This window comes from Allokutzneria oryzae, assembly GCF_042429765.1.
Taxonomy (GTDB): domain Bacteria; phylum Actinomycetota; class Actinomycetes; order Mycobacteriales; family Pseudonocardiaceae; genus Allokutzneria; species Allokutzneria oryzae.
Genome location: NZ_JBHLZU010000003.1, coordinates 91,702 through 107,883 on the forward strand (window position 1 = coordinate 91,702; position 16,182 = coordinate 107,883).

11 protein-coding genes and 1 pseudogene are annotated in these 16,182 nt (G+C 70.9%); 1 reads left to right on the top strand and 11 read right to left on the bottom strand.

Features of this window, described 5'->3' with window-relative positions; genetic code table 11:
- Positions 1-99: 99 nt before the first annotated feature.
- The 8 genes and pseudogenes from ACFFQA_RS04235 to ACFFQA_RS04270 form a co-directional block, all read right to left on the bottom strand.
- A pseudogene (locus tag ACFFQA_RS04235) lies at positions 100-705 on the bottom strand (class I SAM-dependent methyltransferase); the annotation flags it as partial.
- Positions 706-950: 245 nt separating this feature from the next.
- A complete protein-coding gene (locus ACFFQA_RS04240) occupies positions 951-1,400 on the bottom strand; it encodes a hypothetical protein (RefSeq protein WP_377850275.1) in 450 nt (149 codons plus the stop codon).
- A gap of 134 nt (positions 1,401-1,534) precedes the next feature.
- Positions 1,535-2,944, bottom strand: coding sequence for a GH1 family beta-glucosidase (locus ACFFQA_RS04245; RefSeq protein ID WP_377850276.1), 1,410 nt, complete (start codon positions 2,942-2,944; stop codon positions 1,535-1,537).
- 70 nt (positions 2,945-3,014) lie between these two features.
- Complete coding sequence (locus ACFFQA_RS04250; protein WP_377850277.1) at positions 3,015-4,025, bottom strand: ABC transporter ATP-binding protein; 1,011 nt, start codon at positions 4,023-4,025, stop codon at positions 3,015-3,017.
- Positions 4,022-4,948, bottom strand: coding sequence for an ABC transporter permease (locus ACFFQA_RS04255; protein ID WP_377850278.1), 927 nt, complete (start codon positions 4,946-4,948; stop codon positions 4,022-4,024). The genes ACFFQA_RS04250 and ACFFQA_RS04255 overlap by 4 nt, the downstream gene beginning before the upstream one ends.
- Before the next feature lie 3 nt (positions 4,949-4,951).
- Positions 4,952-5,932: an ABC transporter permease gene (locus tag ACFFQA_RS04260; protein ID WP_377850279.1), complete on the bottom strand. Its 981-nt coding sequence runs from the start codon at positions 5,930-5,932 to the stop codon at positions 4,952-4,954.
- Positions 5,929-6,927, bottom strand: a complete 999-nt coding sequence (locus ACFFQA_RS04265; RefSeq protein ID WP_377850280.1) for an ABC transporter ATP-binding protein — start codon at positions 6,925-6,927, stop codon at positions 5,929-5,931. Before ACFFQA_RS04265 ends, ACFFQA_RS04260 begins: the two co-directional genes overlap by 4 nt.
- Positions 6,924-8,585 carry an ABC transporter substrate-binding protein gene (locus ACFFQA_RS04270; RefSeq protein WP_377850281.1) on the bottom strand — a complete coding sequence of 554 codons (1,662 nt, stop codon included), beginning with the start codon at positions 8,583-8,585 and terminating at the stop codon, positions 6,924-6,926. Before ACFFQA_RS04270 ends, ACFFQA_RS04265 begins: the two co-directional genes overlap by 4 nt.
- A 176-nt stretch (positions 8,586-8,761) precedes the next feature.
- Here ACFFQA_RS04270 and ACFFQA_RS04275 point away from each other — a divergent pair, with 176 nt between their 5' ends.
- The gene (locus ACFFQA_RS04275; RefSeq protein WP_377850282.1) at positions 8,762-9,958 is read left to right on the top strand and encodes an ROK family protein; all 1,197 of its coding nucleotides are present in this window, start codon (positions 8,762-8,764) and stop codon (positions 9,956-9,958) included.
- A 4-nt stretch (positions 9,959-9,962) separates the two neighbouring features.
- Here ACFFQA_RS04275 and ACFFQA_RS04280 read toward each other — a convergent pair whose 3' ends face one another.
- From ACFFQA_RS04280 to ACFFQA_RS04290, 3 genes are all read right to left on the bottom strand, one after another.
- Positions 9,963-11,531, bottom strand: a complete 1,569-nt coding sequence (locus tag ACFFQA_RS04280; protein ID WP_377850283.1) for an FAD-dependent monooxygenase — start codon at positions 11,529-11,531, stop codon at positions 9,963-9,965.
- A gap of 195 nt (positions 11,532-11,726) precedes the next feature.
- Positions 11,727-15,101 (bottom strand): AfsR/SARP family transcriptional regulator, encoded by a 3,375-nt coding sequence (locus ACFFQA_RS04285; RefSeq protein ID WP_377850284.1) that lies wholly within the window; start codon positions 15,099-15,101, stop codon positions 11,727-11,729.
- Between the two features lie 163 nt (positions 15,102-15,264).
- Complete coding sequence (locus ACFFQA_RS04290; protein WP_377850285.1) at positions 15,265-16,044, bottom strand: PE-PPE domain-containing protein; 780 nt, start codon at positions 16,042-16,044, stop codon at positions 15,265-15,267.
- Positions 16,045-16,182: the final 138 nt, after the last annotated feature.

Below are 16,182 nucleotides of genomic sequence, written 5' to 3' on the forward strand. Positions count from 1 at the left end.
TGGAAGTCCCGCTCGCACAGGACAACCGAGTCGCGGTCGACGTCGAGGACGCTGTCGTTGGCCAGAGCGCGATCGTCCTCGCCGTGGCGCACCGCTGGCTCAGCGTCGGTGTCCGACGAGGTGGAACACCCTGCTGAGCTGCCGGTAGGGGTCGCGCATGCTCGCTTGCAGTTCCACAGCGGCGACGGCCTCCACATCGGTGGAGGCCAACGGCAGGTCGAGCCAGTCAGCGAACAGCCAGACCCCGTACCACGCCAGGGGATCGACGTCGCCCCGCCGCATCAACTGCGACAGGCCTTCAACGGTATCGGCTCGTGTCGGCGTTCCCAGTACACCGACCTCGCCGGTTGCGTCGAACGCCGCGAGCGCGTCGGTCCAACGCCTTTCGAGCGCGGGACGTACCGCCAGCGTCTGCGCGTTGAGCGCCATGACCGACAGCAGGCCCTCGGGGGCCACGCAACGACACAGGGCGTCGAACATCGGCTCGGGCTGCGGGAGGTACATGAGCACGCCGTGGCACAGCACGCCGTCGAACGTCTCTCCTCCGACAGCCTTGTCGGCGTTCTCGCCGTCGGCTCGGATGAGCCGCATGCGACGCTGCACGGCGGCGGGCTCGGCCTTCACTCGCTGTTCCGCCTTCGCGAGCATGGCTTCCGAGGGGTCCACGACCGTTACGTGGTAGCCGAGCCTGGCCAGTGGCAGCGACTGGTGTGCTGCCCCTCCGCCGACGTCGAGGACGGTGGCGGGAGGTTCCGGAGTAGCTGCTGGTGCAGGACGTAGGTGCGTACCCGCCCCTTCACCGTGGCGTAAGCGCCTTCTACGAAGGCGTCAGCGAGCGCGGCCCAAGCGTCTTCCGGCACGGTCCGAGTCTGTCACCACTGGCCCGACACCGGGTCCGGGGTCGTGCCCTTCCGGCAGCAATTCTGGAACGTTCGGTCCGGCGAATCTCGTCAGACCGCGTGGGAGTCCGGCGCGCGGTGCCGGGAGCCTCCGGTGGCCGGGCGGGTGAGCTGGTCGGGAATCGCCGAGTACCACAGCGAGGACGACGGCGGGCGCAGCTCCCGCGAGCGCGCGGACTGGCGGTGCTCCTGCAGGCTGCCCAGCAGCTCCACGAACCGGTCGTGGGAGGTCTGCGGGTCGAAACCCTCGGCGGCGAGGGATCCCCGTGCCGCCCGCAGTGCCGCCAGCAGCGGCTCGGCCGTGCCGTGGGTGTCCGTGCGGGCGAACACGGAGAGTTGGGGTTCGATCCTGGCGGCCACGGCGTCGAACTCCACTGCGACCAGTGCGGCGGCGGCGAAGGGCAGTGGTTCCGAAGGCAGGCGTTCCAATCCGGTCAGCGTGAGCTCAACCGCCTCTCCCAAGGCTTGCAGGCGGTCCTGAAGTGCGTCGTTCTCTCCCACCCCGGCAATCCTAGGGGCGCGGCGCACACGGGATCGACCAGTGCGCGCCGCGCCACGCCATGATCACCCGTCCTGGTTGAGCGATACCGGATAAAGGGAGCGGGCCGGACGACACGCCCCCTCGTCCCGCACTCTCAGTGACCGCGAACGCGGCGGATGGTGTCCCGGTACCACAGGGCGCTCTGCTTCGGAGTGCGCTTCTGCGTCGCGTAGTCCACGTGCACGATGCCGAACCGCTTGTCGTAGCCGTAGGACCACTCGAAGTTGTCCATCAGCGACCACGCGAAGTAGCCCCGGACGTCCGCGCCCTCCTGCCGGGCCTTGGCGACGGCGGCGATGTGGGCGGCGAAGTAGGCCGTCCTGCCGTCGTCGCGGACGTAGCCGGTCTCGTCCGGGGTGTCGGCGAAGGCGGACCCGTTCTCGGTGACCACCATCGGCAGGCCGGGGTAGTCCCGGCCGAGCCGCACCAGCAGCTCGGTGAAGCCCTCGGGCACGATCTCCCAGTCCATCGCGGTGACCGGCCTGCCGTAGCGGACGTCGCGCACCACCGGGTGGCCGTCGGCGCCGGTGGTCGCCCCGTCCTCGGCGACGCCGGAGTAGAGCTGGCTGAAGTAGTAGTTCACCCCGAGCACGTCCAGCGGAGCGGAGATGATCTCCAGGTCGCCGTCGAGCACGGGCAGGGTGATCCCGCGCGCGCCGAGGTCGGCGACCACGTCGGCCGGGTACTGCCCGCGCACCAACGGATCGGTGTAGATCCGCAGGCCGAGGCCGTCCGCGCGGCGGGCCGCGTCGCGGTCGGCCGCGGAGTCGGTCGCGGGCGTCGCGGTGCTCATGTTCAGGGTGATGCCGAGGTTGATCGGCTCGGTCGCCGCGGCGCGCATCCGTTGCGCGGCGAGGCCGTGGCCCAGCAGCAGGTGGTGGACGGCGGAGATCGCGGCGGGGAGGTCCTGCCTGCCGGGGGCCTGCCTGCCCTCGTAGTAGCCCAGCATCGCCGAGCACCACGGCTCGTTGAGCGTGGTCCAGTCGCGCACCCGGTCGCTGAGCTTGTCGAAGACCAGCATCGCGTAGTCGGCGAAGCGGTAGGCCGTCTCTCGCGCCGGCCAGCCACCCGCGTCCTCCAGCTCCTGTGGCAGGTCCCAGTGGTACAGCGTCACCCACGGGTCGATGTCCCTGGCGAGCAGCTCGTCGACCAGCCGGTCGTAGAAGCCGAGCCCAGCCGCGTTGGCCGGACCCCTGCCACCGGGCTGCACCCGCGGCCACGCAACCGAGAACCGGTAGGTGTCCACGCCGAGCGAGGCGATCAGTTCGACGTCCTGCGGCATCCGGTTGTAGTGGTCGCACGCGACGTCGCCGGTGTCCGCGCCATCGATTGCACCGGGGACGCGGCAGTAGGTGTCCCAGATGGACTGTCCGCGCCCATCGGCGTCCACGGCTCCCTCGATCTGGTAGGCCGACGTGGCCACGCCCCACCGGAAGGACGGCGGCAGACTGGCGATCAGGTCGAGTTCGGCTTGGGTGGCAACGGGTGTGGCGGTCGTTTCCACGATCGGTCCTCCAGACGAGCGCACGAGCGGTTGAGCGGACTTCGGCGGCGACGCGGCACAGGGCGAGAGTTCAGGGCGCGACCGGCTGGCGGGTGTGCAGCCAGCAGGCGACCGCCCGGTCCGAGGCCTCCTCCCCTGCCGGGGCGAGGAGCGCGGGCGCGGTGGTGGCGCACGGTTCGAACGCGCGCGGGCACCGCGGCTGGAACGAGCACCCCGGCGGCATGGACCGCGGATCCGGTGGCGAGCCGGGGATTCCGGCCAGCTCCCTGCGCGGACCGCGCAGCGCGGGGAAGGACCGGAGCAGGCCCTCGCTGTAGGGGTGCAGGCAGTCGCGGTAGAGCCGCGAGGCCGGTGCCGTCTCGACGATCCGGCCGCCGTACATGATCGCGATCCGGTCGGAGAACTCCACCAGCAGCGACAGGTCGTGGGTGATGAACACGACGGAGAAGCCGATCCGCTCGCGCAGCTCGACGAGCTGGCCGAGGATCTGCCGCTGAACGACGACGTCCAGCGCCGTCGTCGGCTCGTCCATGATCACCACTCGGGGGTCGAGCGCGAGCGCCATCGCGATCATCACCCGCTGCCGCATGCCGCCGGAGAGCTGGTGCGGGTAGCTGTCGAGCCGGTCGGCGGCGATGCCGACGAGCTCCAGCATCTCCCGCGCCCGTGCCCGCCGCGCCGCCGCCGTGCTCCGCGGCTCGTGCGCGGCGATCGCGTCGCAGAGCTGGGTGGAGATCCGGTGCACCGGGCTGAGTGAGTTCATCGCGCCCTGGAACACCACGGAGACCTCCGCCCACCGGAACTTCCGCAGCCGCGCGGGCGACATCCGCAGCACGTCCACCGCTTCGCCGTCGGGGGCGTGGTAGACGACCCGCCCGCCAGTGACAACGCCGGGCGGCGGCAGCAGGCGGAGCATGCCGTAGGCCAGCGTGGACTTGCCGCTACCGCTTTCCCCCGCCAGGCCGAGGACCTCGCCCGCGTGCAGGGTGAGGTCGACGTCGTGCACGGCGCGCACCGCGTCCGCTCCGAGGCCGTAGTCGACGTTGAGGCCCTGGATCTCCAGTACCGGCTTTCCCGTCATCTCCCGACCTCCTGCGCATCCTTTTGTCCACTGTGGACTACTGGGGTGAAGCCGACGCGCATCCTGACGACCCGGCCCCGCGCGTCCTTGCGCGTCCCCGCCCCACCGCGCAGCCGCGGGTTGGCGTACTCGTCGATGCCGAAGTTGACCAGCGACAGCGCGGTGCCCAGCACCGCGATCGCCAACCCGGCGGGTACGAACCACCACCACGCACCCTGCGCGAGCGCCTGCTGGCTCTGCGCCCAGAACAGGATGGTGCCCCAGTTCCACTCCGAGACGCTGCTGACACCGATGAAGGCGAGGGTGATCTCGGAGAGCACCGCGAAGATGACCGTGCCGACGAAGCTGGCCGCGATGACCGCGGTGAGGTTCGGCAGGATCTCGAAACCGATGATCCGCCACGTCGACTCGCCGGTGGCGCGGGCCGCCTCCACGTACTCCCTGCGGCGCAACGACAACGTCTGCGCGCGCAGCACCCGCGCACCCCACGCCCACGACGTGAGCCCGATGACCAGCGCGATGGTCAGGTCCGTGGTCTCCGGCAGCGTGGAGGTGATGATGATGATCAGCGGGAGCGAGGGGATCACCAGGAACACGTTGGACACCGCGGACAGGCCCTCCGCCGCGGCCCCGCCGAGGTAGCCGGAGGTCACGCCGATGACGACCGACAGCACGGTGGCGACCACCCCGGCGACGAGGCCGACGAACACCACTCCCCTCGCCCCTGCCAGCACCTGGCTGAGCACGTCCTGGCCGAGGTGGGTGGTGCCGAACCAGTGCTGACCGGACGGGGCCTGCAGGATGTCGGCGCTGCGGGCACTCGGGTCGTAGGGCGCGACCCACGGCCCGACGACCGCCAGCAGGCCGAAGAAACCGAGGATCACCAGTCCGACGACCACCTTGCGGTTGCGGACGAAGCGCATGGCTCAGCCCTCCTTCCTGGTGCGCGGGTCGAGCAGCAGGTACGCCGCGTCGGCGAGCATGTTCGCGACCAGCACGGACAACGTGATCACCAGGAAGATGCCCTGCATCAGCGGGTAGTCCTTGGCGCCGACCGCCTGGAACAACAGGAAGCCGAGGCCGGGATAGGAGAAGACGATCTCCACGAGCAGGGTCCCTCCGACGATCAGCCCGAGCGAGAGCGCGAGCGCGGAGACGTTGGGCAGCAAGGCGTTGCGCGCCGCGTAGGTCACCATCACCCGCCGCTCCGACAGCCCCTTGGCGTGCGCGACGGTGATGTAGTCCTCGGCGGAGACCGTCACCATCATGTTGCGCATGCTCAGGATCCAGCTGCTCATCGACGACAGCAGGATCGTCGCGGCGGGCAGCAGGCTGTGCTGGACGGCACTGCCCACGAAGGACAGATCCCATCCTGGCACCACGCCGGGGTCGAAGCCGCCCGAGGACGGGAACAGCCCGCCGGGCCCGGCGAACAGCGTGATCGCGATCAGCCCGAGCCAGAAGTAGGGGACCGAGGACAGGAACGTGGTGACCGGCAGCACGGCGTCCACCCACGTGCCGCGCCGCCATCCCGCGAGCACCCCGAGTCCGGTGCCGAGCAGGAAGCTGACCACCGTGGTGACGCCGACCAGGGCGAGCGTCCACGGCAGGGCGTCACCGATCACAGTGGACACCGGCGTCGGGAAGAACAGGAACGACGACCCGAGGTCGCCGCGCAGCAGCTGGCCCCAGTAGTCGAAGTACTGCTCGACCAGGCCGCGCTGGCTGTCCAGTCCGAAGAGGACGTACAACGACTGGACGGCGTCCGTGCTCAGCTGCCCCTGCGCCCTGGAGATCAGTGACATCACCGGGTCGCCGGGGATCACCCTGGGGATGAAGAAGTTGATGGTGATGGCGGCCCAGGCGGTGAACGCGTAGAAGCCGAGCCGCTTCAGCAGGTAGCTCATCCGGCCCCCTCGGCGGCGTAGAGCCAGCACGCCGCCCAGTGGCCGTCCTGGTCACCGACCGGCAGCCGCGGCGGGGCCTGGGTGCGGCAGCGCGGCATGGCCAACGGACAACGCGGGTGGAACCGGCAGCCCGGCGGCGGATCGATCAGGCTCGGCGGCTCCCCCTTGACCTCCTCCTCGCGCGCCGCCTTCCCCGCGATCCGGTCGGGGTCGGGAGCCGAGGCGATCAACAGCCTGGTGTACGGGTGCGCGGCGTTCTGCGTCACCGTCTCGCTGTCGCCGCCCTCGACGACCTGGCCCGCGTACATCACCAGCACCTCGTCGGCGAAGTAGCGCGCCGACGCGATGTCATGGGTGATGTAGAGAATCGCCAGGTCGAGCCGGTCCTTCAAGTCCCGCAACAGGTTCAGCACGCCGAGCCGGATCGAGACGTCCAACATGGACACCGGCTCGTCCGCGAGCAGCGCCTCCGGGTCGGCGGCCAGCGCCCGCGCGATGGCGACGCGCTGCCGCTGGCCACCGGAGAGCTCGTGCGGGAACTTGTCGAGGTACCGGCTCGCCGGGGAGAGCTGCACGCGGGCGAGCAGCTCCTCCAGCGCGGTGTCGTCCTTGCCCATCCGGCCGTGGATCCTCAGCGCCCGTGTGAGGTGGTACCTGATGGTGTGCACCGGGTTCAGCGACGCGAACGGGTCCTGGAACACCATCTGCACCCGGCGGCAGTACGCCCGGAACGACCGTCCACTCCGGACGGAGACCGGCTCGCCGTGCAACCGGATCTCACCACTGGTGCGCGGGTGGAGCTGTGCGAGCAGCCGCGCCACGGTCGACTTGCCCGAACCGGACTCTCCGACCATGGCCGTGACGTGTCCTCGGCGCAGCACCACGTTCACGTCGTCCACCGCGTGGAGGTGGCGTCGCGCCCGCAGGAGCCCGCCGCGCACGGGGAAGTGCTTGGTGAGCCCGACGGCCTCCAGCACCGTGTCGCCGGGGCTCATCCCGCCGGCCGCAGGTGCAGCACGACGTCAAGGGCGGTGAGCAGCGTCGGCTGCGGCGGGGCGTAGGGGTTGGCCGGGTCCGGCCAGCCCACCCAGCGGCGCGTCACGTACTCCGCGCCCGCGTTGGCCGCCGAGGTCGCGATCACGGGCATCTGCTCGACCATGATGCGCTGCAAGGTGTTCATCGCGGCCTTGCGGGAGGCGTCGTCGGCCGCGTTGGCGTAGGTCGCGAGGGCCTCGGTCGCCTGCGCGTTGCGGAAGCGGCCCCAGTTCCCGTTCACCCCCGCGCTGCCGACCGGCTTGTACAGCGCGCCGTCCATCATGCTCTGGTAGAGGTCGTACGGGGTCGCGCCGGGGTTGGTCCAGTGCATCGACGCCTCGAACTGCCCCGCGTCGAACGCCGTGGTCCACGCGTCCTGGTTGGCCTTCTCCACCCTGGCCTGGATGCCGATGGTGGCCAGGTTGTCCTTGATGATCTCCAGGTCGGTGATGTAGTCCGACCAGCCCGCCGGGTTGGACAGGGTCAGCGTGACCGGCTTGCCGGTGGGGTCGAGCAGGTTCGCGCCCGAGTAGCCGAAGCCCGCGTCCAGCAGCTCCTTCTTCGCCGCGGCCACGTCGATGACGTAGTTCCTGCCCTTGAACTCCTCGGCGATGAACTGGTCACCGGCGGGTGTGGGGATCGCGGAGACGTTCTCCAGCTTCGGGTAGAAGTACCCCGCCTCGCCCTGGTGGAAGATGTCGTCGCGGTTGACGACCTTGCTCATCGCACGGCGCAGCGCGGGGTTGTCGAAGGGCTTGCGCTCGGTGTTGATGAACAGGCCGTGCACCGCCATCGTCGGCGGGAACCAGAGCTTGTTGTGCTCCGGGTCCTTGCTGGTGTAGACGGCCTGGTAGTTCGGGATGAAGGTGAACGCCCACTCCGACTGGCCGTTGACCAGCGCGGTGGTCTGCGCGTTGTTGTCGTTGTAGGAGGTGTAGCGCAGCTCCTTGACCTTGGGCAGCTCCTGCCAGTACTTGTCGCGCACGGTCAGTGTGACCGTCTGCGGCGTGAAGGTCTTCAGCGCGTACGGGCCGGAGCCGACCGGGTTCTTGACGGGGTCGGTCGCGGGGTCGGCCATCCGCGACCACTGGTGCTCGGGGACCACGATCGAGCTGAGGATGTCGACCTGGTTGACGAACTGCGAGACCGGGAACGTCAGCGTCACCTTGTTCCCGTCCCGGGTGATCTCCCCGAACGGGATCGCGTTGATGTTGAGCGCGGGGGTCTTCTTCAGCAGGCCGTAGGTGAAGGCGACGTCGGCCGCGGTCAGCGGTGTGCCGTCGGACCAGGAGACGTTGTCCCGCACGGTGATCACCACCTTGCGGTAGTTCTCCGACCACTCCCACGCGGTGGCCAGCCACGGCTTGCCGAACTCCACCGGGTTGATCGCGTTGGTCATCACCAGCGGCTCGTAGACCATCCAGCGGTAGCCGAGCGAGCTGGCGGCCGAGGAGGTCAGGAACGGGTTGTGGTTCTCCGACTGCGGACCGTTGGGCATCCCGACGTTGAGCACGCCCGCGGTGTTGGCCTGCTGCCCGGTTCCGCCACCGCACGCGGTGAGCCCCGTCAGCGCCACCACGGACGCGGCCAGGAGCGCCACCGAACGTCTGACTCGCATGGATTTCCTCCTGTGGTGCGGGAAACCCCTCACGCGGCGGCGGAGCGCGACTGGGTCGTTCCGGGCGAGTCAACCCCGGTGACGCAGTTCACGTCAATCACGTCCAGGTTACGAAGTTAGGCTAATTTTTAGCTGTGAAGTAACTCGCGGGCACCGGGAGTGGGCAGACTGTGCGCATGGAACCCAAGCGCGCCACGGTGCGCGACCTGCGCCGCCAGAACCGCTCCGCCCTGCTGTCCACGCTCTACCTCGGCGGGCCGCTGAGCCGCTTCGAGCTGAGCAGGCTGACCGGGCTGAGCGCGGCCACGGTCAGCAAGGTGACCGGGGAGATGGTCGAGGAACGGCTGCTGGTGGAGGCCGGGCAGGTGGAGTCCGACGGCGGGCGGCCGAGGGTGCTGCTGCGGGTGGACCCCGGCTACGGCACCGTGGTGGGCGTCGACGTCGGCGAGACCGGTGTGAAGGTGGAGCTGTTCGACCTGGGCATGACCCGCCTGGCCACGGTCGACCACCCGCTGTCCGCTGGCGGGTCCGACCCGGAGCGGGTGGCCGAGCTGGTCGCGGAGGGGCTGCGCGGGGTCCTCGCCGAGGCGGCCGTCGACGAGGCCGCGGTGCTGGGCGTCGGGGTCGGCGTTCCCGGCACGGTCGAGCACGGCCCCACCCCCAGGGTGCACGCCCCCACCATCGGCTGGAATGCTGTCGAGCTGGAGAAGCTGTTGCGGGCCAACGGGATCGGCCTGCCGCTGTACTTCGACAACGGCGCCAAGACGCAAGGCGTCGCGGAGATGTGGTTCGGCGCGGGACGCGGGGCCAGGCACGCGGTGATAGCGCTGATCGGCTCCGGTGTCGGCGCGGCGATCATCACCGACGGCAGCACCTACCGCGGCTCCACCAGCAGCGCGGGCGAATGGGGCCACACCACGATCTCCTACGGCGGCAGGCAGTGCCGATGCGGCGCGCTGGGCTGCCTTGAGGCCTACGTCGGCGCGGCCGGAATCCTCGACCGCTACCGCAAGGCCCGAGGTGGGCGCGCGGCACCAGGAGACGACGAGCGCGCCGCGCTGGGCGCGCTGCTCCAGGCCGCTGGCAAGTCCAGGACCGCCGACACGGTGCTGGAGGAGACGGTCGGCTACCTGGGCGCCGGCATCGCGAACCTGATCAACCTGTTCAACCCCGAGCGCATCGTGCTCGGCGGGTGGGCCGGCCTCGCGCTCGGCACCGAGCTGCTGCCGCGGATCCGCGCGGCGGCGCAGACCCACGCCCTCCGCCACCCCCACGACCAGGTCGCGATCGAACTGTGCGAGCTCGGGCCGGACGCGGTCGCGGTGGGCGCGGCGACCCTGCCGGTCGCGGCCCTGCTGGCGCAGGGCAACTGACAGCTCACGGGATGGGCACCGTCGTTTTCAGGGGTGCGCCGAACCAGCCGGAGAGCGCGTCTCGCAGCGCGAGCGCGGCGGTGTCGGCGGGTTCGTCGACGGTCGCGGCCCAGGCGATGTGGGCGTCCGGGCGGATCAGGACGGCGTCGGCTGGCCGGTGGTCGGTTGTGGCGGTGTGGATGTCGACGCGATGCCGCCAATCCCGTGCGACTTCGCGGAGATCCGGGCGATCGGCGAGGTCGAGGAGGACGGGCCGCGCGGAGCGCAGGAGTTCCGCGACGCTGGTCGTGCCCTGGTCGGTGTGCAGGGTGAGGTCGGGTGCGAAGGTACCGGTCAAGGCGTGGTGGTTGGGGTTGGGTAGCGGGTAGCGGATGTCGGCGCCCGCGATGAGTGCGCCTATGCGGCGCAGTGGCTGCTCGTCGACGAGCAGTTCCAGGAAGACCTCCCGGAGTGCTTGGGCGGCTGCGTCGTCTCCGCGCCGCAGTGCCACCTGGGCTTGGGTGTGGAGCATCGTCCGCGCCCCGGCGAGGTGGCGTTCCTCGTGATAGGTCTCCAGCAGGTCGTCCGGCGCCCAGCCGTGGATGTCGGCGGCCAGCTTCCAGGCGAGGTTGACCGCGTCGAGCATGCCGGCGTTGAGGCCCACGCCCGTCGCGGGGAACAGATGAGCCGCATCGCCCGCCAACATGATCCGCCCGTCGCGGTACCGCCGCGCCTGCCGAGCCTGGAACTGGTAGCGCGAGAGCCGAACCGGTTCGCCCAAGGGGAAGTCCGCGCCGAGCACGCGACGGATGCTGGCCTGGAGCTCGGCCAGGGTCATCGGCGCGTCGTCGTCGACTTCGGTGGACTCGTCCTCGGTGGTGGAGACCATCAGGACGTCCGGGGTGAGCCACCCGCACCCGAAGAGACCGTTGTCCGTCCGAGTGAAGGAACCCGCGCGGACTCTGCCCTGCCCTGGGATGTCGAGGTCTCCGTTGTCGAGCCTGGTCACCGAGTCTGGCACCGTGACCTGGCCCAGTCGGTTGACCTCGGGATAGGTGGTGCCGGGGAAGGGGATCCCGGTCAGATCGCGGACCCGGCTGCGCGGACCGTCGCAGCCCACCAGGTATCGGGCGCTCACCCGGTACGGCCCGTCCGGGCCGCGCACGTCGGCGGTCACCCCGGTGTCGCCCTGGCCGACCCCGACCACCTCCTGTCCGCGACGCACTTCGGCGCCAAGCTCGCGAGCGTGCTCGTCCAGCAGGCGCTCAAGCTCCGGCTGCGGGAGCGTCAGCCCTCGCAACGGGGGCTGTTCCAGAGAAGAGAAGTCCACATGCACGTCGCCGAAGGGGTATCGGGGAGCAGGGTGGGTGGGACCGGTACAGGCTGCTTCGAGCCGGTCCAGCAGGCCGCGGTAGCGCAGCAGCTCCAGGACCTGCCCGCCGAGACCGTTGGCCTTCGGGGTCTCCCTGAGCCGCGGCTGCCGCTCCAGCACCAGCGGTCGCACTCCGGCCAGGCGCAGCTCAGCGGCCAGCATCAGTCCGGTCGGGCCCGCGCCTACGATGATGACATCGGTGTCCGTCAACGGCACACGCATTCCACTGCTCCCATTTCCGCAGGTTATGGCCACGGCCGGAGATTCTGCGGCACAAACCCGGTCTTGCCGCAAGGCCCCCGGTGTGCTATACGTTGGGAGTGGAAAGGAGTGCGTACTCCCCTTTCCTTTCATCGTCCACTGTGGACACGTCATACTTTTCGGCAAAGCCGAATCAGGCGTCGTTGCGATGAGGGCTCAGGCGTTGAAGGACGGCGCCCGGCGGCGCAGTGCGTCGTGCGCGGCGACGGCCTCGGCGTGCAGACCGCGCGCGCCGCAGGCGTCGAAGAGCGCGGCGGCCGCCGCGAGCTCGGTCCACGCGCGCTCGTGGTGGCTGGCGGCGGCCAGGCTCAGCCCGGCACGCAGCCGCGCCCGCCCCTCTTCCAACCGCAGGCCAGTGGCGCCGAACTCCGTCGCGGCGCGCAGCGCGAGCTCGGCGGAGCGGGCCGGGTCGCTGTCGGTCAGCGAGTGTGCCCTGATCAGCTCCGCCACGGCCACGTTGGTCGTGTGAGCGGGGTGCCGGACGCGCTCGGCACGGTCGGCCCATCTCGTGGCGGATGCGGAGCGGCCTCGGACCGCGTCCGCGTGCGCCAGCGCCTCCAGCAGGACGAGCATCTCCGTCTCGTCCCGAGTCACGATCTCGTACTCGTCGCACGCGGCCTGCACGCTCGCCCGTCCGGCGTCGAGGTCCCCGGAGTAGAGCAGCGCCAGGCCGGGCGCGCTGCGGGCCAGGATCGACGTCCAGTCCTGGCGCGACTCGGCGAAGTGCGCGGCCTCGCTCGCGCAGCGGAACGCGCCGTGGTGGTCACCGGCCCAGCTCAGCAGCAGTGACCGCGTGGCGAGCGCCATCGCCGTCCGTTCCGGCAGGTCGACCCGCCGCGCGTGGTCCGCGGCCTCGCCGGCCAGCGCGATCGCCTCGGCGAGCTGGCCCCTGCGGCCGAGCACGAACGCCTTCGCGGCGAAGACGAAGGCCAGCACGCCCTTCGCCACCACGACGTTCTGCCCCTCGGCCCTGGCGTACTCGACCGTGCGGTCGACCAGGGCCAGCCCGCTGTCGAGCCTGCCCGCCTTCAGCTCCGTCGAGGACAGCCAGGCGATGGCCTCGACCCAGGTGACCTTCTCCGCCTGACTGAACTCCCGCATCAGCCGGTCGGCGGTGTCCAGCCAGGTCAGCGTCGACGGGATGTCCCCGGCGAGGTAGGTGGCCATCGCGCGCAGCACGGCAACGGCGAACCCCATCCCGGTGCCCAGCTCCACGCCGTCCAGCTGGTCGAGCAGCAGGGCCGCCCCCGCGCCGTCGCCGGTTGTGACGTGCTCCACCGCGAGCCGCAGGTGCAGCGGAGCCGCCTCGGCGGAGTGCCGGTCCGGCAACCGGCGCAGCTCCTCGCGCAGCACCGACTTGGCCATCCGGGCCGAGCCGAACAGCCGTTCCACGGTGGCGCACAGCATCGCGGCGGTCATCCGGCGGTCGTCGTCGTCGGTGGGGATCAGCGCCAGCAGCTGCCGGGTGGTGTCGACTCCCTCGGCGCTCTGCCCGCCGAGGCACTGCGCGAAAGCCAGCAGTGTCAGCAGCTCCAGCCGCAGTGGCAGGCTGGTCTCGGTGTCCCGCACGGCCTGGTGGGCGGCGAGCAGGTTGGGGCGCTCGGTCTTCAGCCACGCGAGCCCCTGGTCGTAGGTGGTGAACACCGGCACACCGGTGCTGACGGTGGCGATCACGAACGGACGGTCGGTGACGCCTTCGATGGGGGAGCCCTTCTCCGCCGCGTGCGCGCCCGCGACGCAGTAGTAGTGCAGCATCCGATCGACAGCGGCGCTCCTGGCCGCTTCCGGCTCCTCCTGATGCGCCACCGCGCGGGCGTGCTCACCGAGCAGGTCGTGGAACTGGTAGCGGCCAGGCGCGGGCTGGGTGAGCAGGTGCACGTCCAGGAGCTGTTCCAAGCCGTCTTCGGCCTCGGTGACGGAGGTGTCGGTCAGGGCGGCGGCCAGGTAGGCGTCCCAGTGCGGGCCGGGAACCAGCCCCAGCAGGCGGAACAGGCGCTGCTGGGCCGAGGTGAGGTGCTGGTAGGACAACGTGAACGCGGCGGCGACGCTGCGGTCCCCCGCCGAGAGCTCGGCCAACCGCCGCTGCTCGTCACCCAGCCTGCTCGCCAGGTGGCTCACCGACCAGGCGGGACGGGTGCGGAGCCGGGCAGCGGCGATCCGCAGCGCCAACGGCAGGTACCCGCACAACCGGGCCACTTCGGCGACCGCGTCGGGTTCGGCCGCGACCCGCCGCTGCCCGGCGATCCGGGTGAACAGCGTGACCGCGTCGGCCGGTGGGAGGAGGTCCAGGGACACCGAGCACGCGGTGTCCAGGTCGACGAGGCGGCGCCTGCTGGTGACCAGGGTCAGCGACCCGGCCGCGCCGGGCAGCAGCGGCCGCACCTGGGCGGCGTCGGCGGCGTTGTCCAGCACCACCAGGACCTCGCGGTCGGCCAGCTCCGCCCGCCACCGCGACGCGCGCTCCTCCACCGAGTCGGGGATCTGCTCGATGGGCACACCGACAGCGCGCAGCAGGCTGGCCAGCGCGGTGGCGGGCTCCACGGGCGCGCGTCCCTCCGTGTGCCCGTGCAGGTTCAGGAACAGCTGACCGTCGGGATAGCGGTCGGCCAGCTGGTGGGCGGCCCGCAGCGCCAGGGTGGTCTTGCCGATGCCGGCCATGCCGTCGATCGCGGAGATCACCACCGTCGCCCCGGCGCTCGCGGCGTCGAGCAGCTGGCGCACCTCATCGGCGCGACCGGTGAAGTCGGCGACGTCGCCGGGAAGATCGCTGCGCGGCGCGACGGGCGCGACGGTGGACGGCGCGGGCCGGAGCAGGTCCGGATCCCCCACGAGGATCTGGTGGTGCACCTGCCGCAGGGGCGGGCTGGGATCGGCGCCCAGCTCGTCGGCGAGGCACACGCGGGTGCGCTCGTAGTGCTTCAGGGCCTCGGCCTGGCGTCCGCAGCGGTACAACGCGAGCATCAGCTGGGCGGCCAGCCGCTCGTCCAGCGGCCGCCGCTCGGCCTGGGCTGCCAGCACGGGCACCAGGTCGGCGTGCTGGCCACGGTGCAGCCGGACGTCGGTGTAGTCGAGCTCGGCGGTTTCCCGCTCGGTGTCCAGCGCGGCGCGGACCGTGCTCAGCCAGGGGGTGTCCAGGCCCGCGAACGGCTCGCCCTGCCACAGCCCGAGCGCCTGCTGGTAGAGGTCCGGGGCGCGGTCGTCCTCAGCGGCGCGGGCGAGGGCGAGCAGGTGCCGGAACCGGTGCAGGTCCACCGACAGCTCGTCCACGACCACGCGGTAGCCGCCGGGCCCCCGGTCGATCTCGACGCCGGCGTTGCGCAGGCGGGCCAGGTAGCCGTGGAGGGCGTTGCGGGCCCGGTTCGGCGGGCAGTCGGACCAGACGCGGTCGATCAGCTGCTCGACCGACACCGGGTGGTTGGCCTCCACCAGCAGCGCCACCAGGACGCACTGCCTGCGGGCGTGCCCGAGGTCGACGAGCTCGCCGTCCACCCGGGCCTCGACCCCGCCGAACAGACGAAACTCGACCGCCACTCGGCTCCCCTCCCCGACCAGGTACCGGGATAGCGGTCGCGAGCGGAGGGGTTCAACCGAATCCGCGCGAGCTACCCCGTTCGGCCCAACTGGCCGACGGCAAGTCTGCCGTCGGCCAGTTGATCAACCTAGTGGGTTCAGGGGTTCGCCTGATTCAAGGGGCTCAGCCGGTCGGCCACGGCGGGCGGCAGTTCTGCCTGGGCAGGTGCACCGAGGCGTTGGTGAACACGCCGTCGGCGAGGGTGTCGCCCATGATGGAACGCCGGTCACCGGGGCGGATCCACTGGTAGCACTGGTGCTGGGCGAAGTAGCCGCCCGGCGCCTCCAGGGTGTCGAAGTGGCAGACACCGTCGGTCTCGATGCAGTAGCGGATGTACGGGATGCCGCCGAAGTCGGTTCGGCCCGGCCCGAAGGAGACGTACCCGCCGAACGGCGACGGAGCGCCCATCCCGGCCGGGACGATGGCGCTGATCCCGCGTCCGGGCGGCCCGACGGGCTGCATCGGGTCGGCGAACAGCTTCGCGCGGAACCGGGACTTGTCCACCCCGAGGTGCCCGTCGGCGATGTCGTTGAGCACCTTGTTCGCGACCAGCGCGCCCTGGGAGTAGCCCACGACGGTGAACACGGCACCGGGGTTCTCGGCGAAGGCCGCCTTGACGACGCGCCTGGCCTCTTCGTGGCCCTTCGCCACGCTCTGGTCCATCGGCGTCTGGTTGCAGTTGGGCAGCCCAGCGGCGCCCGCCGGGTAGTGCACGACCCGCCGGATGCCACCGTTGAGCCAGGCGTTGTCGTACACGTTCGCGTCACCGTCGCAGGTGCCGCCGATGAGGATGTAGTACTGCGCCTCATCGGCCTGCGCCGTTGTCGCCGTCGCGCCGAGGAATCCGGCGACAAGCGTCGCGACAGCCGCGCCGATTATCGCGGCGCGTCTGGGTTTCTTCACGTTTGTTTCCCTTTCTGCGCTGAATACGCTGCGGCGAAGCTAGCGACGCGCGCTGAAATCCCGATGAAACGCGTGCGCCGCCCCGTTCTGCTCGCCTCGGCGGTTGACAGCGATGGCACCCTGAAGATCGGAGAGCGC